16 protein-coding genes are annotated in these 22,147 nt (G+C 61.1%); 7 read left to right on the forward strand and 9 right to left on the reverse strand.

Features of this window, described 5'->3' with window-relative positions:
• Positions 1 to 23: 23 nt before the first annotated feature.
• From KHO22_RS31645 to KHO22_RS31660, 4 genes are all read right to left on the reverse strand, one after another.
• Positions 24 to 1,451, reverse strand: coding sequence for a hypothetical protein (locus KHO22_RS31645; protein ID WP_211951142.1), 1,428 nt, complete (start codon positions 1,449 to 1,451; stop codon positions 24 to 26).
• An 83-nt stretch (positions 1,452 to 1,534) separates the two neighbouring features.
• Positions 1,535 to 2,206, reverse strand: a complete 672-nt coding sequence (locus KHO22_RS31650; RefSeq protein ID WP_211951143.1) for a chromosome partition protein MukE — start codon at positions 2,204 to 2,206, stop codon at positions 1,535 to 1,537.
• Complete coding sequence (locus KHO22_RS31655; RefSeq protein ID WP_211951144.1) at positions 2,196 to 3,632, reverse strand: hypothetical protein; 1,437 nt, start codon at positions 3,630 to 3,632, stop codon at positions 2,196 to 2,198. Before KHO22_RS31655 ends, KHO22_RS31650 begins: the two co-directional genes overlap by 11 nt.
• Positions 3,633 to 3,799: 167 nt before the next feature.
• Entirely contained in the window at positions 3,800 to 4,765 is a 966-nt protein-coding gene (locus KHO22_RS31660) for a helix-turn-helix transcriptional regulator (RefSeq protein ID WP_211951145.1), read from the reverse strand.
• A gap of 746 nt (positions 4,766 to 5,511) precedes the next feature.
• Here KHO22_RS31660 and KHO22_RS31665 point away from each other — a divergent pair.
• Positions 5,512 to 6,030, forward strand: a complete 519-nt coding sequence (locus KHO22_RS31665) for a hypothetical protein (protein WP_211951146.1) — start codon at positions 5,512 to 5,514, stop codon at positions 6,028 to 6,030.
• 528 nt (positions 6,031 to 6,558) lie between these two features.
• On the opposite strand, the gene KHO22_RS31670 is transcribed toward KHO22_RS31665, so the two are convergent.
• The 3 genes from KHO22_RS31670 to KHO22_RS31675 all read right to left on the reverse strand — a co-directional run bounded on the left by KHO22_RS31670 (position 6,559) and on the right by KHO22_RS31675 (position 8,613).
• Entirely contained in the window at positions 6,559 to 7,011 is a 453-nt protein-coding gene (locus KHO22_RS31670; protein WP_211951147.1) for a hypothetical protein, read from the reverse strand.
• Positions 7,012 to 7,350: 339 nt separating this feature from the next.
• Entirely contained in the window at positions 7,351 to 7,596 is a 246-nt protein-coding gene (locus KHO22_RS32700) for a hypothetical protein (RefSeq protein ID WP_230427112.1), read from the reverse strand.
• Positions 7,597 to 8,613, reverse strand: coding sequence for a DUF3732 domain-containing protein (locus KHO22_RS31675; protein WP_230427113.1), 1,017 nt, complete (start codon positions 8,611 to 8,613; stop codon positions 7,597 to 7,599).
• Between the two features lie 36 nt (positions 8,614 to 8,649).
• On the opposite strand from KHO22_RS31675, the gene KHO22_RS31680 reads away from it, so the two are divergent.
• Together KHO22_RS31680 and KHO22_RS31685 are read left to right on the forward strand one after the other, a co-directional pair.
• Positions 8,650 to 9,957, forward strand: a complete 1,308-nt coding sequence (locus KHO22_RS31680) for an AAA family ATPase (protein ID WP_230427114.1) — start codon at positions 8,650 to 8,652, stop codon at positions 9,955 to 9,957.
• Positions 9,950 to 10,792, forward strand: a complete 843-nt coding sequence (locus KHO22_RS31685; protein ID WP_211951148.1) for an HNH endonuclease — start codon at positions 9,950 to 9,952, stop codon at positions 10,790 to 10,792. Before KHO22_RS31680 ends, KHO22_RS31685 begins: the two co-directional genes overlap by 8 nt.
• 141 nt (positions 10,793 to 10,933) lie before the next feature.
• Here the strand turns inward: KHO22_RS31685 and KHO22_RS31690 are convergent, their stop codons facing one another.
• Both KHO22_RS31690 and KHO22_RS31695 read right to left on the reverse strand, forming a co-directional pair.
• Complete coding sequence (locus KHO22_RS31690) at positions 10,934 to 12,331, reverse strand: UvrD-helicase domain-containing protein (RefSeq protein WP_211951149.1); 1,398 nt, start codon at positions 12,329 to 12,331, stop codon at positions 10,934 to 10,936.
• Positions 12,324 to 14,051 (reverse strand): ATP-dependent nuclease, encoded by a 1,728-nt coding sequence (locus tag KHO22_RS31695; protein WP_420839672.1) that lies wholly within the window; start codon positions 14,049 to 14,051, stop codon positions 12,324 to 12,326. Before KHO22_RS31695 ends, KHO22_RS31690 begins: the two co-directional genes overlap by 8 nt.
• Before the next feature lie 1,156 nt (positions 14,052 to 15,207).
• Here KHO22_RS31695 and KHO22_RS31700 point away from each other — a divergent pair.
• The 4 genes from KHO22_RS31700 to KHO22_RS31715 all read left to right on the forward strand — a co-directional run bounded on the left by KHO22_RS31700 (position 15,208) and on the right by KHO22_RS31715 (position 22,041).
• A complete protein-coding gene (locus tag KHO22_RS31700; RefSeq protein ID WP_230427115.1) occupies positions 15,208 to 17,112 on the forward strand; it encodes a phage integrase family protein in 1,905 nt (634 codons plus the stop codon).
• Positions 17,113 to 17,934: 822 nt separating this feature from the next.
• On the forward strand, positions 17,935 to 18,741 hold the full coding sequence (locus tag KHO22_RS31705; RefSeq protein WP_211951151.1) for a TnsA endonuclease N-terminal domain-containing protein: 807 nt from the start codon (positions 17,935 to 17,937) through the stop codon (positions 18,739 to 18,741).
• Positions 18,708 to 20,894: a Mu transposase C-terminal domain-containing protein gene (locus KHO22_RS31710; protein ID WP_211951152.1), complete on the forward strand. Its 2,187-nt coding sequence runs from the start codon at positions 18,708 to 18,710 to the stop codon at positions 20,892 to 20,894. Before KHO22_RS31705 ends, KHO22_RS31710 begins: the two co-directional genes overlap by 34 nt.
• A gap of 16 nt (positions 20,895 to 20,910) precedes the next feature.
• Complete coding sequence (locus KHO22_RS31715; protein WP_211951153.1) at positions 20,911 to 22,041, forward strand: ATP-binding protein; 1,131 nt, start codon at positions 20,911 to 20,913, stop codon at positions 22,039 to 22,041.
• Positions 22,042 to 22,147 lie beyond the last annotated feature (106 nt).

Raw genomic sequence — 22,147 nt, forward strand, 5'->3', positions numbered from 1 at the left:
GGAGGCCGCCGCGCGTATCGCCATCACGCCTGAACCGTCATAATCTGACCGTCCTGCCTGGAGCAGTTTGACCGGCCATAAGTGGAGCAGTTTGGGGTGGCCATCGGGGCATCCGATTGGGCTTTCAGGGCGTCCGCATTCTTCTCGTTGGCATGATGGCCGACGATCGCACGAGCATTCGCCAGTGCCCTGCGCGCAGCTTGAAGACGCGTGACGCGCCCGTTCAGGGATTCGATGGCGCGATTCAGGTCTGCCATCTCATCGGAAATCGCTTTGTCGTCTGCACGCGCGGCCTTTTCTTCATTGCGGGCCTGCGCTTGGCGCTCTTCCGCCTCGACCCGGGCGCGTCTTGCCACCTCGTGTTTCGCCATCGCATCTTGAAGGGCTTCGTACGCGGCGTCCTTGCGTGCGCGCAGAGAGATTGCCGAACAGACGGCCGCGTAGTCTGTCCTCCTGTCCTCCAGGACAGCGCCGTCCTCCTGTTCCTTTTGCGTGAGCCGGTGCTCGTTTTCCTTCAGGTCAGCGAACTTTGCCTCATGCTCCGCGCGCTGCGTCTTCAAGGCCCGGGTCTGGCGCGACTGGTGCTGCCACGCCTCCCTGATCTGCTCGAAGCGCGCCAGGGCGCCGAAGTACGTCAGCGAGACCATGTTCCACGCCGCGTCAAACAGGCCGTGGATTTCGTCATGCTTTTCCTGGGTACTCTCGATATCACGCCGTGTGCGTTGGCAGTCTTCGAGGCATTCGCGCATCTTGGTGATCACATGCACGAGGGTGCGATCTTCGCTGAGCAGGAAGTCGCGCAACTTCGACTTGGCAATCTCGCCGAGCGAGGTGCCTGCCATCGAGGAGGCGAGCACCCGATAGAAGCGCTCCTGTTCTTGGTAAGTGCTCATTGGCATCGGGGTGATGCCATGATCGAACAGGGCGCGCAGATACTCGGTCAGGGTGGAGTACACCACCATCCGAGCCCCCAGCATGGTGAGGTTTTCGCGCATGGCTGCGAACGTCGGAACCGTCAGGTTGCCGTCCTTCTTGACGAGGAAGGCGCTGTCCGGGTGGGTGCCGCGGGGAAGGTCCTGGATGAGGAACATCTTGTTGATGTCCACGGATGGCCGCGCCTTGCGTACCAGGGCAACGCCCGCCCAGACGCTCTTGCCGTTGGGGAGCACCCATTCAATGATGCTGAAGGCCGTTCCGTCATCCGACAGGCGCCCCCACAGCCCGTCATCGTCGGACGGGTTCCTTTCTCCGGTTGCCCCGATATTGGGAAACACGAGCAGGCGCAGGTTGGGCACGATCGCCGTCAGGAATGCGGCCATCGACGTCGTCTTGCCCGCGCCGTTTTTTCCCTCCAGGCCGGTAATGTGACGTCCCATGTGAAAGAGCTGGTAGATGATGCCCTTCCAGTTGGCCATCAGGAAGTAGCGGACGTAAGTACGTGGAGCTGGCATGTTCCGTCCCTCAGTGGTTTGGGTGGGGCCCCTCAGTTTGGTGCGCGGAGGTCTGTCATGACGAGGTCGGCCGCCAGTGGCGATCAGGCGTTGGAAGCATCGTCGTCGGCCTTGTCCTCATCGGCGAGGTCGGCGATCTCGCCCTCCTGGATCAAACGGCGCAAGGTGTCTGCGGTCACGCCGGTGGACCGGACCGGATCGGCAAATCGCGTGATGGGCGTGAGCGGGATCACCACGGCGTGGTCTCCGCGGCCGGCCCGCTTGACGAAGCCGAGGCGCTCCAGCGTTTCCAGGGATGCGGAGATGGAAGCCCGCAGCTTCTGAGCATCCCGCTCGTCGTCCTTGCCGCGGCGGCGTCGGGCGAACTGCAGAAGCTTTTCCTTGCCCAGCAATTGCTCGAGCATTTGACGGACGCGTTCGTCAGGGATCCGTCGATTCGTCTCCAGCCATTCTGGATCGAGCATCATGAGCGCCAACGTCTGGCCGACGAGCATCTCCAGCATGCTGAGATGACGCCTGCCCAACGGCGCCTTGTCGGCGCCGAGTTGGGGCAGAAGGTAGTAGTAGCCTTCAGCCCCGCACTGCAGGGTCGCACCGTACCGCTTGTAGTACGCATTCAGCGGCTCCTGATTGACCTTGATAAAGTCATAGAGCAGCGCGTCCGCGTCGGTGCCGATATGCCGGCCTTGTCGCAGTTCTAAATCTGCCTGGGGATAGCGCTCGTCAGAGAGGACGTCGATCAATTCAGTGGCCATCTTGATGCCCCTCGTTGGTATGGGGTGCTTCGGCAGACGGTGTGGATCTCCCCGTCTGCGACGTCTCGGCGCTTACCGTGAGCGCCTGAGCAGATAATCTCGGGCTCATCTCTAGCCAGTCGCGGAAACGCAGTGCATCGGGTGGGATACCGCGAGCGAGCAGCAGAGGGGTCACGCGCGAGATCAGGGTGTACCACTCGGCTTCGTTCAGATGGCACCCATCGGTGATAATCGCGGCAACCAGGTCGATCATGCCATCCAGTTCCAGGCGGGCGATCAGCTTCTTTGCTACGAGATCAATGGCATCCAACTCCAGTTCGGTAATCTCCTTGATCTCGCGGTTCGCTAAGAGGATGTCTGGCACTACAACCTGCTGAATCTTGTCGGGGCGCTCGACGTCCCGCATGTGCAGAAACGGCACCGGATTGATGGTGATGAGGGCGTATGGACGCTCGGAGAAATGCTGGATATGGTGGCGGATCCGTTCGCGCATCCGATTATCTGGATCGATCCGGATGAACATGCGGATGTGTTCCTGCACCAGGTGGTAATAGCCGGCCCATTCGTCGTGCCGCCGCAGGCTCCAGTTGTGGATGCGAGTCAACTGGGTGCGCAATCCGTCAGTCAGTGTCTGAATCGCCGGATGGTGGTCCGAGTATTCGGCGATTTCCGAGAGCTGGCGGGTAAGTGACTCGACGTGCTCGCTCAGCACGGCTGTCAACTCGTCGATCGTGGTGTCGACCTTGCCAAGCAGCTCGAGGCAGATGTCGATCGCCGCCGCCCACTGTTGTCGGAACAGCTCCGTAATATGTTTGCGCAAGTGCTGGTTGATCGCGTCCAGGCCGCGGGAGCGACGATCGATCGCGTCGACCATGTCCGAAACCAGATAGCGCATCGGGGCGACCACCTCGCTTTCCCACACGGTCGCGTCGCCGCCAGTGTTGATCGATTCAATGACCTTCGCCAACTCGCTGCGAATCCGCGTCAGATAGAAAACCAGGCTCTGGGTGGTCAGACTACTTTCCTGATCGATGTAGTTGCCGATGGCATTGCCCAGGGATGAGAGCGTGAGGTGACCGTCCTCGAAGACGCCACCGAAATCTGACCGGACCAGGATCTTCTGGGCCTTCAGACGGGAAATCGCACTGGTGCATCGTTGTTGGACCGTATCCGGCACTTCGTTGGTCAACTCGCTGACGGGGCCGTAAATCGTCCTCAGCAGGCCTTCGTCGAGATTCGAATCCTCGGCGTACCGCAGATAGGCGAAAATTCCGCCCACAAACGCGATGTCTTCCCGCGACAGGCTGAGGTTGGTTTTCGTGTTGTAGGCGTCCGCTATGGCTTGGGGCACTGAACGCGCGGCACCATCGGTGGAACCGGTGCCGTCCGGGTCGTTGGGGGGCGGGTCGAAATCTGACTTTTTCATCAACGTTCTCCCAAAAAGGGAAGGCGCGGCCGTGATCGCGCCAGCGACGTACCCAGGCGCAATGGGGAAAACCTGGAGCCCCAGTTGGTGTCCGGGTCAAATCGCGAACGGAAATGGTCCCGCTGTCAAGCATTTTGTCGTCCAGCTAGCTCACAGGATGAGCCAGTTCACACGCTGTTCAACGCCTCCTGCAGCTTCACCACCACCAATTCCCGTAGCGATGCCGGCGCTATCACCCGAACGTGTGGCACATGGCGGAGGACGTCCATGACCAGTTCGGTTGGGGCGCTATACGGCAGCCTCAAGTGATACGAACCTTTGTCGTCAAACCAGCTCTGTTGCCGGGGATGCCAGGTCTCCCGCGCTACCCAACGGGCGCGCTCTGAGGAGAATGCGAGCTCGGCCCACTCGACCCTTGTCCCGGAGAAAATGCCGTATCCCCCGTCCAGGGCAGCGCCGATGTCTTCGTCCGATACGTCTTTTGCCGCTTCCTGCCCAATCCACACCCCGTGGAGGGCGTCCAAACCGAAGCTGCGCAAGTCATTGCGCAGATGGCAATACGCGTCGAGGTACCAGTTCTCCCGGTAGTACGTCAGCCGTTGCGGGGACACCTCTCGACGCACAATTTCATCACGCACCTTGTTGTAATGCTCGATGACGACGCGCCTTCGTTGAAGAACGGCCGTTGCTAGGGGGGCGAAATGATGGTGCTCGTAACTTCGGGCATTGACCCGCTGCAATCGAATCCGCTTGTCCACCGACGCTAGGGGGACGCCGTCTTGGTCGAGGAGCAGACGAAGCCGTGATAACAACGGTTCAATATGCGGCGCCAGAATGCCCGGCTCTAGGTTCTTCAAAAGCTGATGCATCAGCAGCAGGGCGTGAATCTCCGAGGCGTTAAACCAGAGACCGGGCAAACTGTAGCGGTTGCCAACGCGTGCCTTTTCAAATCGGTAGCCTCGAATGTCGCGGTCCCAGATGATGGGAGCGTTGAGCCTGTCGCGCAAATATTCGAGGTCGCGCTTGAAGGTTGCCAACGACACGTCCAGATCGCTCAGAAAGACTTGAACTGGAACGACGTGACGCTCCTGAAGAAGCTGGTCAATCCGATACAGACGCTCGGTCCGGTTCATATCCGCACCGATTGACTAGTGACGGTTAATGCGCTGTGTACGGTGCCGTACCGTCAGGACGGTACGATCCACCTTCTGTGCCGCGTAGGCGTCCAAGCCAGACTGCCTGTTCAGATACAAAACCCGCGCGTCCCGCTGCTCGGACATGGCTCGGCCAGAGTCGACGCGAGACAGCAACGCTTCTCGCAGACGTGGCCACCGAATCTCGGCATGCGACATCAGTGTGATCCTCATGGTGGCTCCCAAGCAATCTAGTACCGGATTCCGACAGCGGACTCACTCATTGACTGAGTCAGGCCCGTCTAGATGCGAGTTGTACCCCTTCGATGACCGTGCCACCGTGCTGAATGCCACGAAAAACCGATGACGTCCCCGCTTGTTGACCGAAGGCATGCCGACCCCATCCACTACGGAAGTGCCTAGAGAAAACCCTAGTCGTCACAAATTCTTTGGCAGCGCTGCGCAGATTTCTCGACAAAAATACCGCTGATCCGACCTTAAAATTATTCAATGAAATCAACGGGTCGAAAAAACACGATCGTATTCTATAGGTAGATGGCACGATTTTGCCCAACAGATCAAGGCATTACAGGGTCGAGAAGGTTCAAAAAACCTGAACCATCACTGGGTTGCCTGCCGCGGCCGATCTCCCTAAGGTGGCGGGCATCTTCAGGAGGAGGACCCCAATGTCGAGCAGCGCGCGACCGATCGTTCCACGAGCCGGTGATCCAACGTTGAGGCGGTTCATGGACGCCGGCAGCACGAAGTACGTCAAGATGATCGCCAAGCGGCTCAGGAAGTTGACTGGCGTGGCACATGGGCACACGTTGGAGGCCATGGCCAGGGCCGTTGGCTTTCAGGACTGGCATGCGTGCCACATTGTGCTGGACGACCCGACGTACGCGAGCCGCGTCGCGCCTGAGGTTCCCGTGGCGATTCCCCCCGCCATGATGCGCCGCGCGGCCGTGCGCCTCGCGGAATATCTGTCCCAACATGCGCCGGACTTCGGCGAGGAGGCGGCGCGCGAGTTTCTGGAAGTCGCGTGGACGCCGAGATCGAGCCCCGCCACGGCAGCACCCTCAAGCCCCGACCGGCCGTTGGCACGCGAAGTGCGGCCCACTGGCCCGGTTGTGCGACCGAGCCCTCCCATGGCGACCGCAGCGGCGAGCGTCCCAGCGATCGCCGTGACCCATCGCCGCCGGCGGTCTTACATCCGGCCTGCCGAAGATGGCGACGCCACCAGCGCAGCGGACGGGCAGCCATAGCGGCGCACTAAGCGAACCGGCGAACTGGACCGACGCGCGCCTTGGCGCGGCCGCATCGCCGGGGCGAGGCGGTTCGGATGCGTTGGGCAGTTTCGGAGCGGCGCTCTGGGATACGGCTTTCCCCAGATGGCTGGCCCCTTGACGGCTCAGCCAAGACCGGGGCTGCAGGGCCCGACGTGGCCCTAACGCGAGCGGTGGGAAGGAATGGGCGAGAGCCATCGCCAGGCGGCTGGGTGATGCGGTGGCGCCAGACGCCACGGAGGCGTGGCGGGTCGTGCTGACCCGTGCCGGCAAGCGGACGCCCGGCGGCCGTTGGCGTTGAATATCGCCAAGGATCGGGCATGGACGCCACGCCGTTCAATCCGAAGCGCTCGCTCCCGTAAAAAAGCGCCCGCGCTCACCGAAAGCGGCGGCGCGGGCGGTAGCAGGATGGGAAACGCAGTGTAGAGCGGGATCCGTCCTCCTGAACGCCGAAGGAGACCGCCTTTTGCGGCCCAGATCGGCGCGACGGCACGGCGAGCGCGTGCCTCAGCGTCCGCCCTGCGAGCGGTACCAACGATCCAGCCGCTGCTGGGCCACCGGGAAGGGAAGCCGGTCGTGGCCGGCGCCGCGCTCGGCATCGAGCGCGCGCAGGGCCGATCGGAGCAGTGCTTCCGCAGGACCGGGCTGAGGTACGCCCACCCGCGCGATCACCACCGCATAGGTCCGGGCCCAGTCGCGCAAGGCGGGCCAGTCCGCCTCCGGGGAGGACCCGGCCAGTTGCAGGGTCGCGGGCGGCTGGCGGCCGATGGTGGCCGCCACCAGCCACGCGCCGATACCCACACCCATCGACTCCTCCGTCAGCGCAGCCGCGATCGGCAGGTGGCGCGATTCGTCGACGAGCAGATAGAGGGAGCCGGAAGCAGGATTCAGGCGATCCCACCGGCACCGATCCAGGGACCAGACGGGCAGGGTTGGCGCGGGTGCGGCAAAGGCGGTCATGGCGGGGACAGTGGAATGGACATCACACATGGAAGGCGATCCCGGCGCGCTCGTCAAGGGCCTCCCGGCCCGGTCACCACCAAGCGTCCGGCGCCACGTCGAACGGGCCCCGTGGCCGGCCCGGGTCTCCGGCTGGCGTCGGCATTTCTGGGTAAACGGACCCCAAGACAACGGTTCTTATTTTGCCCCGAGATAAAGCGCCTTGATACTTGGGCTGGCCGACTGCTGCGCCGGCACGAAAGGATGCTCGGACGCGCGCCCCGCTTGCGTTGCAGCGGCAGGTGGCAGCGAGGTGGAAAACGGACTAATCGTTGGCGGGATTGGCTGGTCGATTCAGGATCAACCCGTAGTCCTCGTGCAGTTCCCGGTCCACGAGGTGGTATCGATCCAGACCGAGGGCAGTCCAGTGCGTCTGCTCGATGTGCTCCAGGACGACGATCTGGAAACCCCATGGGCATCCATCTCCTTGACGAATCGGTTCAGGTCGCCCAGCACGACGTCCAGACTGCGGATATCGTCGGTCGGCTTGCCGTCGGTCGAGAAGTGCGGCGTACTGGGCTGGTCTAGAACTAGGAGGGACGGCATTCAGGTGGTGTGCTGAAGATTGGCGAGTTCGTGCAGCGCTAGGAAGTAGGCCACATGTAGGTACAGATAGCTGGACGCTCTGCCGATGTCCGACATGCGCTCCATCGTGGAGAGATCCTTTGAGTACAGGTGGATCAGCCGATCCCGCTCACTAAAGTGCGCCGAGAAGCTGTCGTAGCCCTTAGCTTCAGCCGGGTCAGTTCTCGTTGAACCGTCGATTGAGTTCCTCGCCCGGGCTTCCTGGTCAAGCTGCGGGAGCTCATCTGATAAGGCGTGGGACGCCTTATCGTAAACCTCCTGCTTCCTGGCTTGCGCGGCCTTCTCGCGCTCCAGGTCGGCCAGTTGATTTCTGGCGAGAGCCGCCCTGACGGTCTCGGCGCCGATGGCCATGCGGAAGGTGCGTTCGATCCCCTCCTGGAACCGCCCGTCGCCCGGACGGATATAGAGATAATCGGGGGGGGCGATGGTCGTTGGTCTGGTCCTGGTAGCAGTGCGCCAAGAAGTTACGAAACGAAACTTTTTGGTTAGCTTGGATGAATTTCCGCCGTAGGGCACCTTCAGTTCGGGATCGATACCAAGGGCTTTGTTGAGGATCCGCTTCAGGTTGTCGATACGGATATTGAGAACGGATTGTTCCGGGATGACCTCGTTCTCGCTGAAGTAATCGCGTTTGCTTTCCCCGTGTCCGTCGGATGGTCGCGCGATGACCGGTTCCTTGCCGTCGATCGTGAGCTTGATGCCGTACCGACAAGGTAGCCACGGTTGGACCATTTCGTTGTCGCCCGCGACAGACGCCGTGCCACTAATCGGTAGGCGTGCAAGCGGTGATTTGATACGATTAATGAGGGCGGGATTGACTGAGCCGCAAAAACATAAGAACCTTATAAACATATGGCAGATCTGATCTTTTACAAAAGCACTCACGCAAGGAATTTTGTCTTGCCGGATGGTGCTGTTATTCCGTGCATAGTGTTCGTTGATGACAGTTGGGATGATTACAGCTTCAGAACGCTTCACCACCTGTGTCTCTTCAAGAAGAATGGTCAGAAAGAGGTGATTGGTAATCTGAAAATATTGCAGCGCGGCGCGACGAATACCAAACTTCCTGATAAATTTAATAAATTGGGAGGTGATTTTTTCAGCCTTGGTCAGGATAAGACCTACTACGAGGAGATGCTGGCGAATTTTCCGAAGTCACATCGGAGAGTATTGGAGGCACTGAATGACGTAGTAGTCAAGCCACAACTGCTCGAGGAGATTGAAACGACAAGCGGGTACAGAAATTCGCTAATTCGGTTCAACGACGCAAAAATTGCCTTGCGGGACGGCCAGGCAATTCTTGATGGCCAACCTCGCGAAGAAGAGGGATATAAGTTCAGATATGCCGGGAGCATACCGGGCGCGGCTGCGCCCGTTTCGATTGACGTGAGTCTTCAGCCTGAGGGTGAAGTACCTGGCCGGGTCTTCGCCATCATCGGCCGCAACGGCGTTGGCAAGACCCAGTTCTTGGCAAAGCTCGCGCGCGATCTTGCGACACCACAGCGAATTTCAAAAGAGGCTAATGCTCAAGTCGAGCAGGCATTCACGCCGAGCCGTCCTCTTTTCTCGCGCATCATCGCATTGTCTTTCAGCGCTTTCGATCGATTCCAGAGGCCAGAGTCGAAGGAGTTTTTCAGCTACATATACTGCGGCGTACGCGATGACAGCGGAGGATCGTCACGTAAGGCATTGGAGGCAAGACACCTGCTATACCTGAGGCGAATTCAGGACCATGGTCGCGAGGACGACTGGGAGCGGCACGTCGCTAGTGTCCTAGGTATGTCAAGGATGAAGGTTTCTATCGCCGAAACGGTGGAGGCGTTGGAGCAGGGGCTACAGCCGTCGATGAGCTCCGGGCAGTCGATTCTGACATACTTCATCTCTGCTGCACTCGCCTATCTCAAAGACGGATCCCTAGTACTATTCGATGAGCCTGAGATTCATCTGCATCCTAACGCAGTCGCGTTGCTTATGCAGACTCTTCAGGCCTTGCTAAAGCGATTCGATTCTTATGCAATCATCGCGACACACTCTCCTGTGGTCATCCAAGAGGTACCTCGAAAACAGGTCATTCGATTTGAGAGGGAAGGAAGTATCACTAGCTCTTACCCGTTGGAGCAGGAGTCGTTTGGCGAGAATATCTCGGAGCTTACGCGATTGGTTTTCGAGACCGTCGAGATCCCGAACTTCTATAAAAAGACATTGCAGAGTCTAGCGATGGAGCGCACGTTTGATGAGGTCTCCAGTCTGTTCGATCACCGCCTCAGTCTACATGCCACGGCCTATCTGGCCTCCTTGTATGAGGATGACGACAATGCATAAGTTGCGTCGAATATCGGGAGATCCAACAAGCTATCTCACGCGCATCATCGGCAGCAAGAATGGCCCAAGAGGTGGGCGTCTAAGCGCGATGTTGGGGCGGATCAGTATGCGTTACGCAGTTCTCAATGGGGCCTACACGCGAACGGGTATTGGCGGTATCAAGGTCAGTACATGGAATGATGGGCAGAAGGAGGATTTGCTGCATTGCTATGAAAGTACGGCAGCGGAGCTTGTAAATCTCAAGAACTCAATCATTAATCGACAGATTGAAGAGATTCGTGACATTTGTCCCTACTGTGGAATCGGTGGACACGGGCAGTTTGATCACTATATGCCTAAGGCGAAATTCCCGGAGTTCAGCGTTCACTCCTACAACCTGGTCCCATGCTGTGACAAGTGCAACGGCTTGAAGGGGGAGGCATGGCTCCAGACGAATGGTGCGCGGACGTTCATCAACTTCTACATTGACTCCCTACCTGCTGCGCCGATGCTCGATGTGCAGGTGCAGTGGGTAGTAAAAAATGGAAAACGCGTACCGAAGGTATCCTTTCACCTTGCGCGGCCAACCGGCTTTCGCACCGAGAGCTTCGCACTAATCGAATCGCATTTCCGAAAGTTGAATCTGCTCGATCGGTACAAGAATCAAGCACATACCGAGTTCCTCGCGCTGCGCGACGCCGCCCTCGGAAGGAAGGCGAAAACCGTGGAAACGTTGCGAAAATTTCTAGAGAACTATCTAGAGCAACGCGCGAAGACGCTGGGGCCGCTAAACTGGAGAATCGCTCTATACAGCAAGCTCATGGAGCACCGGCCTTTCTTGCAAGACTGCCTCTGAGCAATGGCTATGCGGCGTAGCCGGGACACGATCATCGCTGGTGGTTGATTCCGGTCAGCGCTACGCGGTTGCGAACCGCTCGCCCTGCGCGTAAGTATCCAATTCGACTGACCGATAGTCTACCTACTCAGCGGCTTGAGGCTAGACGTTCGGAACAGGCAGTTGGAGGAACCGTTCCGATGACGAAATTGTCAGTGATCGCGTGGCCCGGGAAATTGCAACGTAAAAAAGCTTGGCCTGGGCTTGCCGCTCATTCGCAAAGTGGGTCGCATCGGGGATGACCACATGATCGAACTCCAGTCCCTTCAGGAGCAACGGAGTCGACACCGTGCGCTTCGGAAGTTTGCGGCCTGAGTTGCTGACCCGTTGGCGAATGGTATGAGTTGCCACGGCCATCGTTTCTGCGCGGCCAGCGGCAACCTCCAGGGCCGCGCGTTCCGCGTCCCGCCAAAGCTCGTTGCGGTAGAGTTTCCACCGTGGCCGCTTGCGCGACAAGGCGAACATCTGCGCGACCGCTTCGGCGCCACTAGCCTTAGCCAAGGCGGGCACAAGATCGCGAAGAGCGTGTTGAATGGCGGCGTCCTCGGGGTCGGCCGCCTCGCCTTCGACAATGGGCCTCTTGTGAAAGCAATCGTTGATCAGGCCAGTGAACGCTCGCAGGCGTCCATTACCATCGATCGTTCGATCCCATGCCAAGGCGAACTCTCGCAGTCGATTGGCTGCGATCTCCTCGATAGCCTGATATCCGCCATTCGCCGCTTTAGCCAGCCTGTAGCAAATGGTCTTGTTGCAATGGATGGCGGCGAAACTGCCGTCCTTGTCAGCGAGGCCATCGAACAGGATCCCCATGTCGAAAGCGTCGTCGGACATTCGGTAGGTGATTCGCGGGTCCGCCAAGTCGATGGCTTCGCCCCGCATCAGCCTTTCGCGGGTCTCGGCTATCCACTGCCCAAGCTCCGGGTTCTTGCCAGCCCAGCGATGGGGCGTTTCGAGTGTCCCGGCGAATGGAAAGTCCAGGTGGATCCCGCTATCCCAATTCAACGTCGCACCGGCAAACTCGAAGATTCCTTGCATCGGGTCTCCGAAGATGAGGGTCGGCACAATGCCGGAGAGCGTCATGGCGAGTTGGTGCTGCAGGCCATGGCAGTCCTGGTATTCGTCGATTAGGATGCGATCGTAGGAAGCCTCTATGACTTCGCGAACCGCCTTGACTCCGAGGGCCAACGTCGCGCCTCGATAGAGTTGATCCCACTGCATTCCCGTCTGCGGCATGCCCTCCGGTGGTTGAGCGACGCCGGGGAAGGCATGGGCGTAGCGCATGCACCAGCCGGCGATGGTGTCGATGGCGATGCGTGTGTGGGGGATACCGAGACGCTTCAGGCGTGTGCGAATCGCATGCACGCCCGCATGTGTGTGGGTCAGGATCAGCGCGCGGCTGCCCAAGGCGGCGACATTGGCAATGATCTCCGTCTTGCCGTGTCCGGCAGGCGCCACCACAGCCGCGTTGCCCAAGGTGAAGAGGTCGGTGGCGTCAGGCATACAGCCATGCCTCGGCTTGGGCCAGGGCCATCGCCAGGGGGGAGACGGGATTTTCCGAGGCAATGCGCCAGACCGTGGGGGCTAAGCCTCGGCCGATCCTTTGATCCTTGAACCACTTCTTCCTACCAGCCACCTCGGCGATGGCTTCCCGGAGCTGCGCACCGTCCAATTTCGAGAAAAGCTCCCATGCCGCGAAGTCGCCCTTGATCGTCGCTATGTCCACGTCAGGCATTTTGAGGTCGAGGTTGTTGTCGATCGCATCGTCACCTCGCTCCTTGCGCGCGAAGACCAACAGCTCTTGAACCAATTTATCGCTTGCGCTCGAGAACATGGCCTGCTCGGTGTTGAGGCCCCCCCCGTATTCGAAAACGGGAATGCCGGCCGCCGCCAGGGCGGCCACTGTGAAGGGTGTCAGGACGGTGTCCGAGTCGCGATAGATAGCGGTCATATAGCCGAGACCGGCGAGAGCGAGGGCCATCGAAGAGGCTTGCTCGCCATTGCCGTCGGCGATGGCCCCCCCCAGTTGTTCGATGGGCCGATTGGCATGGCGGGCCGGCCAGTTCTCGCGCAGGCCAAGAAGAAGGCCAAGCTCCGTGTTGCCTTCGGTGACAAGGATGCGGCGGGCGAACATCGCTCGGGGCGTGAAGCGCATGAGCGCACGGATGGGGTCAGGGACGTTCGGCCGAGCGATCGTGGTCACTCGACCTGGTCGGGATGTCTGAACCACCCGGAGGCTATCCGCGCCGGCCTCGCCCAGCGCGACATCGGAGTGCGTGGTCATCAGGACTTGACCCCCAGGCTTGCCAGCTTCCTTGGCCTTGACTTGATCGGCCTTGAGTTGCGCGATCGCGCCGATGATCCGGTGTGGCTCAAGCCCGTGCTCGATTTCGTCGATCAAGACGATGGCACCTTCCGAGATGGCGGACTTCTGGATCGCCAGCGTGGCTAACCGGCGAGTGCCCAGGCCGGCCAGTCGAAGCGGAACGCCTCGGTCGTGGAGGGCGATGGAGCCCGAAGACAACCCGGATCGCCCCAACTCCAGGCCCGGCTCATAGGCGCCTTCAACGTATGAACCCAGCCCCTTGGCAAAGGCTTCGGCCAGTTTGGCTGCGTCGGCCAGCGCTTCGATGTCGCCCAGGTTCGCGCTCGCTCGGGCGGCTCGATAGGCGTCGGCGAGACGCGCTGCCGCTTCTTTGTTGTCCCCGGTCAGCCTGGCCAGTATCGAACCTTGGCCCCAGGCCAGATGCCGCGCGTCTTCGCCGGCCAGCCGAACGAGGCCGAACAGCGCGCGGTCGCGGTTGGACAGCGTGCGCGGCTCTTCGATCCGATCGCAAACTAGCTCCCAGACGGGCTCCATGGTGGCGTCAACGGTGAGGCGGGCCGTCAGCACCGGCTCGTCATCGTCTTCGGGCTCGTCGCGAAGTTCGCCGTCGGCAGTCCAGCCGCGGATGTAGAGCCCGAGGCGCTCATCTGATTTTAGAGACCTGGAGAGTTCACCGACAGTGGCCTCGATGACGATGGGGTGGGAGATGTCGCAGGCAAAGAAGTCCACCTCGGAGAACGAGAACCAGCGAGACGAGAGCGCCAACTCGGCAGCGTCGAGCAAGGTGGATTTCCCCGCGTCTCCGGCACCGATTAGGCAACAGAAGGGCGAGCCTGGTTTCCATTCCAAGGCTGAGATGCCCCGGAAATTTGAGATTCTGAGTTGTCGGATCTGCATGCACTCCCGTCCTGCACGCTGGAGTGACTTCCAGCTATCTTTTAAATGAGGTGCAGTATGTCAGAACGTGAGCAATTAGGCACGTAGAGGCGCCGTCGCCGCAGGTGTCGGATCACCGCTGAGACAGCTTCTACTGCCTCCCGTGGGGTTGGCCGCGCTTCGTAGCGGCGCGACGGCCTGCCAATCAAACCGTCGGGGGGCACGCCAAGCAAATCCGTCGCGATTTTTCCGATCTGGCGGGGCAACATAATTACTCTTATTTTGCCCTGCAAAAAACCTGACGCCTTCCGGCTGGATACCTCGGACCTCGCGCCGGGGTGTCACGCCCGCCACGCCGGCGCCCGCAGGCGGCTGCGGTGCGGCGTCCCCGTCCCGCCGCAGGCCGGGCGAGCGTGAAGGCGAGGGATCGCGCGCTATGCCCGGCGTGACGGACGGCGATCTTGCCCCCCGCGTCGCGGCTTATCGAGTGCAGTGTGACGGCCGGCCGTTGGTCCGCCGCGGGCGCGTGACACGGCGGCGCCGGCGGGCTGCCGTGCTGCCATGCCGTGCCCGATCCTTTGGCCGCGTGCCGGGTCAGGGTGGCCGATAGGTGGATGCCTTGGCCGGTTCCGTGGCCAGTTCGTTGGCCGGTTATGTGGCCGGTTCCGGACCTGGGGCAATGCCTGTCGCCGCCGGGGAAGGCCGCCGAGCGTGGCGCCGCGTGCCCGGGGCGATGTGGCCACTGGTTTGGCCGGTTCATTGGCCGCCTTTGACCGGCGTGCCGGCCGGTTCGTGCCGGGGCTGCCCACCACGGCGATCGCTCGCGCCGGAACTGCATCGCCAAGGGCGCGCGCGCTGGCCCCGGCGCGGGGCGCGCGAATCCGTTTCCAAGTCAACGGGGCAAACCGGTGTTTTACTTGGAAACGCCTCGGGTTCCGGGGGGCAGGGTGGCAGGCCGGTCGTGACATCGCTGGGGCATTGGCCGGTTAGGCCGACGCGGGCGGCCCAGAAGTCTGACGCGGCGGGCGACGACGCTGGCCTTCCCGACGGCGGCCAACTAGGCTAAGGGGACGGGGCCCGGCCTGTCCTCGTGCGGCTCACCTTGCAAACACCCACGGTGAACGGGCTGCACGACGGTGCCTCGACCTCAGTGAGCGGCTGGTCTTCCCCTGGCGTCATGCCCGCTCGTGTCTCTCCTCCGCGCCCCATCCTCCGCCCTGTTCTGCACTGCGGCCACTTCGCGTTTCTGCGCGCGATCGTCCAGGGCTTGTCCGCGCGCGCGATGTGGGAGCGCTATCTGCCCGATGCGGGCGACTATGCGGACGGCCACGCCGTCCACCGGATGACGGGCTTCGTCCGGCGCGAGCTGATGGCGGCGGCGGCCCGGGCCGGGCATTTTGGACGCGCGCATCTGCTGCGGCTGAATCTGGCGCCCGCCGCCGACGGCGGAGCACTTCCCAGTCTGGAGACGTTCGCAGCCACGCACGGGCTCGACGGGTTTGGCGAGGCCGAGCAGCAGGCCCTGTACGACGACCACTACCGCGCGGATCTGGATGTGCAGCGCCGCCGCACGTGCCTACTGCGCCGGCAGCTTCTCGCCATTTACAGTCTGGAAGCGCAACTTTGCACGCCGGTGGCCTTGGGCGACGGTTGCGAGGCCTGGTTCGTCGATACCCTCGCGCAGCGGCTGGCCGACGCCGGCCTCGGCACGCTGGGCGCGCTCCATGCGCGCATGACTGCGTCGCCCGACTGGTGGAAGCCGCTGCGCGGCATCGGCGCCGGCAAGGCTCAGGCCATCCGGCAGTTCATGCAGGCGCACGCGTCAACGCTTGGCCCCCTGCCGGACTGGGAGGCCGGCGCGGCGCCGGACACGGGTGCTGACGCCCCCGACCTGCCCGCTGTCGTGTCGACGCTGGTGCCCCTCGACCGCCTGGTCGTGCCGGCCGCGCTCACCGGAGCGTCGGGGCGTCACCGGGCTCCCCAGGAAACCTGCTTGCTTCACGCCACCAACGATCTGGAAGCGATCCGGGCGTGGATTGCCGCCAAGGCGCCTCCGACGACGCCGGACCATGCCGGGCGGCTCACTTATACCCAGCTTTGTTACCGCAAGGAGGCGGAGCGGTTCGCGTTGTGGTGTGTCGTCGAAAACCAGACGGCACTGTCCTCGGTTGGCATCGAGGACTGCACACGCTATCGCGACTTTCTGCTGGCCCCGCCGGCGCACTGGTGTGGTCCCCGGTCGATCGGGCGCTGGCAAGTCGGGTGGCGCCCGCTGGAAGGGCCGTTGTCGGCCCGCTCCTGCGCCTATGCCCTCTCCGTGTTGAACAATCTTTTTAACTTCTTGGTGAAACAGGGTTATCTGGTGGGCAATCCGTGGGCCGCGGTACAGGCGCCGGGGGTGGTGGGCGCGGGGCTGGACACGGGGCGGGCGCTGACGGCGGCGTTGTGGCACGTGGTCGGTCGGGTCCTCGATGGCCTGCCGGTCACGCTCGCCACCCTGCGCCTGCGCGTGGCCCTGGGCCTGCTGCGGCAAACCGGCATCCGGCTCGCGGAGCTGGTGCAGGCGACCACCGGCCGGCTTGAATGGCTCGCGCTGGCGCAGCCGCCGCTGGCGCCAGACGAAGGCTGGTGGCTGACCGTGACCGGCAAGGGCGGGCGGATCCGCCGCGTCCCAGTCACCGATGACTGGGTCAACGCGCTGGGGGACTATCTGGTGGCGCGGGGGTTGTCCCCCGATCCCGGGCTCGCCGGCGATATTCCGTTGATCGGTTCGGCCGCCGAGGGAGCGCCGGCGACGGCGGGGATATCACGCAATGTCTTTCACAAACAGGTGAAACGATTTTTTGAGCGCTGCGCCCGCGAGCTGGACGCTACCGATCCGCGCGGCGCGGCCCGGCTGCGGGCCGCAAGCACGCACTGGCTGCGCCACACGGCGATTTCCGAAGCGCTGGCGCGGGGGGCGCCGGTGGAAATTGTGCAAGCCAATGCGGGGCACGTCAGTCTGGCTACCACCACGCGGTACGTGCAGGTGCAGGACGCGCGCCGCGCGCGCGCCATGCGTGGGGTTTGGGAATCGCATTGATCGGCCGCACGCGGGCGAATGGCGCGAAGCCTGCAGCCGGCGGGGCGCTCGGCGGGTCCCGCAGCGTCCGGCCTTGGACACGTTTGCGGTAACAACGTCCTCTCGGCGAAGGCACGGGAACGCATGAGAACGGGTAAAGGCGGTCGGAGTGTGGCGAATGCCCGACGAAAAGGCGGGATGTCGCATTAATGAGACGCCCTCACTCAGAGGGGTTGCGATGCGTAAATGTGTCGTTTGCAGTACTTATTCAGCATGAGACGAGCGCTTTCCCGCGCCTTGGTTTCAGCCTAATCCGAAATTTAAATGATTACAAATCATTTAAATTCGGGAGTGCGTAATAGGTATCTCACGCGATTTCGCGATCGATTGTTTATATCAACAAAATGGTTCGCAGTTCATGCCATTATTTCCATTATAGAAACAAATCGGGAATTGACGCCTCGACGCCGGTGGCTATCCTCGCTCTCTATCGGCCCAGGAACCGGCCCATGGCGAGAGAGGAAAACATGCAAGCAAGGGACTCCATCATGCTGCAGGCGTTCGGCGCGATCCGCCGGTGGAAAGATCGGTGTCTGCTCGGGCAAAGGAAGGCCCCCTGTGCGGCCGCCCCCCCACCTGAGGTCGTCCAGATCGATTCGTCTCAAAGCGACCTCCTTTTAGTCCAGACACCCAAGTGGTGGCAGAGGGCGTATCGGAAGCCCACCGTGTCGCGGCCGGTGATTACGCTAGTGACGTGTCGCTACACGGGGACCGTGCTCCACTGGAGTGTGAGGATGCCCCCAAACACCAACGAGAGCCGCCACCAGGACGGGGTGTAGCGACATGGCGCGCCGCTATCTGAATATCGGGCCAAGCACGTTCGAACGGTTACTGAAGGAGGGGCGGGGGCGAGGTAGCGGTGCCAGTTACAAGCCGTGGCGAGAAATCCATGAGTATTCATCCCGTGGGCGCAAGCAGATCACCTCCTGTGCGCTGACGGGGTTTCGCGCCCACCATCTTTTCACCGACCTCGAGTGGTACGCATTCCTGGACGCCTGGTGGGATTGCACGGTGACCGACATCCGTGAGCAGGTTCCGCTGCTGCCGCTGGCGGACACGTTGGGTATCGCGACGTTGCTCAAGATTGAGCATCCGTTCAATCGGAAGGTCAAGTTCCCGATCCCGCAGGTGCTCGATCTGCTGATCACGACCACCAGTGGACTCAAGGCGTGGTCCGTCATGACCGATTCGACCTGGGAGGCCCCCCGCGTGCAGGAGAAGCACGAGCTCGCGAAGCGCTACTGGGCCGACCGCAATATTCCACTGGAGCGCATCCTCGGTTCAGCGCTGCCTAAGCAGCGGGCGGAGAACCTCGACTGGATCTACGCCCAGAGACGGGAAAAGGGGGCGAAGCCCTATGTGCCCGGACAGCATGCAACCTACGACGCGATCCTCGACGTGGTGACGCGTCACGGCATATGTCTGGCGGCGGAGGTGGCGAGACATATCGAATCCCGACGAAGCATGAGGCGCGGTGAGGGAATGGAAGCGATCCGCTATCTGCTCGCCGAGCGATGGCTGGTGACCGACGTCAACACTGGTGTTCTCAAGCAACAATGCCTGATCGCGACCCCAACGAATCCGTTGTAGCCGAACCCTTGCCCGTGATCGTCGACGCCATGCTCTTTCGCAGTCGGCACGACATTGCGGCGCAAACCTATCGCGTCGTGTGGACCGGGCGCGGATCGCTGTTCACCTTCTTTGTCCCTCTGCATGAGAAGCCGAAGGATGCGGAGTGGCCGCTGCATGCATCGACGACCTCGTTGCGGGAACGGCTCGCCCCCGGCTACAAACAAGAAGATGCGCTGTCCAAGGTGGGCACCGCGCCCCCTGCGGGCAAGAGTGAGCCGCTTAGTCCGGACGCGAAGAAGCGCAAGAAATGGATTGCGCCCCTCGTGACGGATCCTGACCTGCTGTTCCAGCTCCTCGGCCCCGAGCGGGGCCGGCTCATCGAAGCGCGCGCCAAAGAGCTGACGGCATCCGGAGACAAGGTCTCACGTCAAACGTTGGGGGACTGGATACGGCGGTACTTGCATGCGGGGTTCGATTTCGCTGCCATGGAAGAAATGAAGGGAAGCCGTGGCGGCACCGGAAAGCCGCGCAACTACAAGCCGGGCCGACCCCGAACCGTCAAGGCGGGTACGGGTACCCCGGTAAATGAGGACACGCTGCCCATCCTGCTGGCGGCCGAGGATATCCGCGATGCCGAGCGGTGCTCCCTGACGTCGGCCCTCAAGAAGGCGAACGATCTGCATTGCCCGGACTGGCCTCCAGAGGAACTGCTCACGGACCGGCAATATCAACACTGGCGGAACAAGACATATTCGTTCAGTGTGCGGACCCGCAAGCGGGTGGGCTCTCAGGAGTACAACCTCAACTATCGACGCTTCGATGGCACGGTCGAGGTGGATGGGCCGGGGGCACGATTTCAAATCGACGCCACGGTCGCGGACGTCTATTTGGTATCGATGCTTGATCGCACGCGGGTGGTGGGCCGGCCCACCCTTTACTTTGTCTCCGATACATACTCGCGAATGATCGTGGGCTTCCGTGCGAGCTTCGCACCGGCTTCCTATTTTGGTGCGGCATTGGCCTTGGAATCCGTCGTGCAGTCCAAGGTGGCGCTATGTCAGCAGTACGGGATCCCCATCTGCGAGGCGGATTGGCCCGCGCACTATCTGCCGGCGCGCATCCAGGGCGACGGCGGTGGGGACGTGACGGCAAAGAGCTGGAAGTATCTTTCCGATAACCATAATGTGAACTGGGAAACCGCGCCCCCGTTCCGGGGCGATTGGAAGAGCGTGGTGGAAGGGGCGTTCAACTTCGTCCCTACCATGTGGGGCGAATTTTTGCCTGGCCACATCGAAAAGGACTACCAGAAGCGCGGGGGCCCTAACTACAAGCTGGACGCCAAGCTGACGCTCCCCGGTTTCCGGAAATGGTGCTTATGCAACATTCTCAAATTCATCCACCGACCCATCGAGAGGCGCTTGCAATCCCCGGGGATGCTGCGTGAAAAGATCGCGCCGACCCCGGTGGAGTGGTGGAACTATGGCGTCGAATCGGGCAATTCGAGCCTGAAGCTGGTCAATCCCGATGACCTGCGCGCATCGATCTATCCACGGGTCGAAGCGACGGTGACGCATCGCGGCATCGAATTCCTGCACAGGTGCTATGAAACGCCATTGGCCCTGCAACAGGAATGGTTTGAGAAAGCACGCCCCAGGACCTTCAAAGTGACGATGGCATACGACCATGACGATCCCAGAGAAGCGTATGTGATTCACCCTAACAGGCCGCCCGAAAAAACCACGCTCAGAAAAACGGGAGCGCAGTGGCACTTTGCCATCAGTGAGTCGGAGATGAAGTGCTTCGATTTGGATGCCGCGCGAAACCTCAACGACGCCAAGGACGACTATGTTGCGACACGACGTCGGTTCGACAAGGCGGCGGCCGATGTGCTGGCCGAGGAAAAAGCCCTGCATGCGGAGGCGATGCGGGAGGCCGGACGCAAGAAAGTGAATGTAGCTGACATGAACGGCGCTGTTCGCGATGAGCGGGCGGCAGACAGCGCGTTTCGGACCGGATATGTCCCCTTGGACGAGACCGCAGGCAGTCCTTCAAGCCCCTCTGATACTCCGCTTCATGCGGAGTCGCCGAAACCTCGCGGGCGTGATACCGATGGTCAAAGCGCGTTGCGGGCACTCCGCGAGGCCTCTCGCCGACGTGCAGGAAAATCTTAGCCTGAGGAGCATCACGATGCGACGACGCAATAGTTCCTTCAATCCCATCCAAGGAACAAAGCGAAAACTCGGAAGAAAAACTATAACGGTTCGCGCAGTCTATACCCCCTCTTCCGTTGCAGAATACAAAGGGAACATCTTGATCGAGTGTTTGCCCCCATTTTTTGAGACGGAGCCGCCGATCGAAAGGTTGGCGGTTCGGCCCCCTTATGATGCGTCGGAACGCCATGCGTCGTTTCTCCATCGATTCGCCGCGCTCGATCGCATCAAGCTGATGCTCGAGACCATGACGTGGCACATCAGCGTGATGTACCAGATCATGCGAAATCTCTATTCCGGATACGTGCCACGCAATCCATTGGCGGATAAGCAGGCGGAGAGCCAGGCCCTATACGAACGCATCATGGCGTCCAAGAAGATGGAAGCCCATGGAGAGGTCGAAGCAGCGCACGCGCCGATGTTTGGCTTATTGGGTGGGTCTGCGATGGGAAAGAGCACAGTTGTCAACCGCATTCTGAGCTTTCTTCCCCAAATAATCCTGCACGATCAGCACAACAACCTCCTACAGCTCGTGTGGCTCAAAGTCGATTGCACCACCAAAGGCAGCATCAACACACTGCTGCTCTGGATTGTTCAGGAAGCCGATCGGGTACTGGATAGCGATTACGAGGCTAGACTTTCCAGTCGTCCCACCTATGGTGAGTTGGCTGCGGTCGTGCTCACAATCTTTCACACTCACAAGCTTGGCCTGCTGGTTTTGGACGAAATCCAGAATGTGGTGCTGACCGGTACGGGAGTGTCAAAAGAAAATTTCTTTACAGGTTTCCCTAACTTCGGTGGCGTGCCAATCATGTATGTCGGGTTGCACGAAACACTCCATCATATCCCGGCGGAAATGCACACCACTCGCCGCATGGTAGACGACGGTGGAACGATTCTAGGTGTACAAATGACCGAGGACGAATGGGACGATTATCTGGGAACGCTTGTGGAGTATCAGTGGACCAAGGAAGTCGCCGCGCTGGAGGAGGTGAAAGAAACACTGACAAACATCACGCAACGGATTCCGGGGATTTCCTCGCGCTTGTGGCAGATTTGCCAGGCAAGAGTGATCGAGGCAGAGGCAATTTACGAGTACTATCTGTAGTGGTCAAGTAATTTCGGACAGGCAGATAGGTTCTTTCACTGACGATTTCGCCTCGTAGGCAGTGGGCGTCAGATACCCCAGGGTTGAGTGCAAGCGCACCGGGTTG

Origin of the sequence: Cupriavidus yeoncheonensis, from assembly GCF_905397275.1 — a bacterium.
Taxonomy (GTDB): domain Bacteria; phylum Pseudomonadota; class Gammaproteobacteria; order Burkholderiales; family Burkholderiaceae; genus Cupriavidus; species Cupriavidus yeoncheonensis.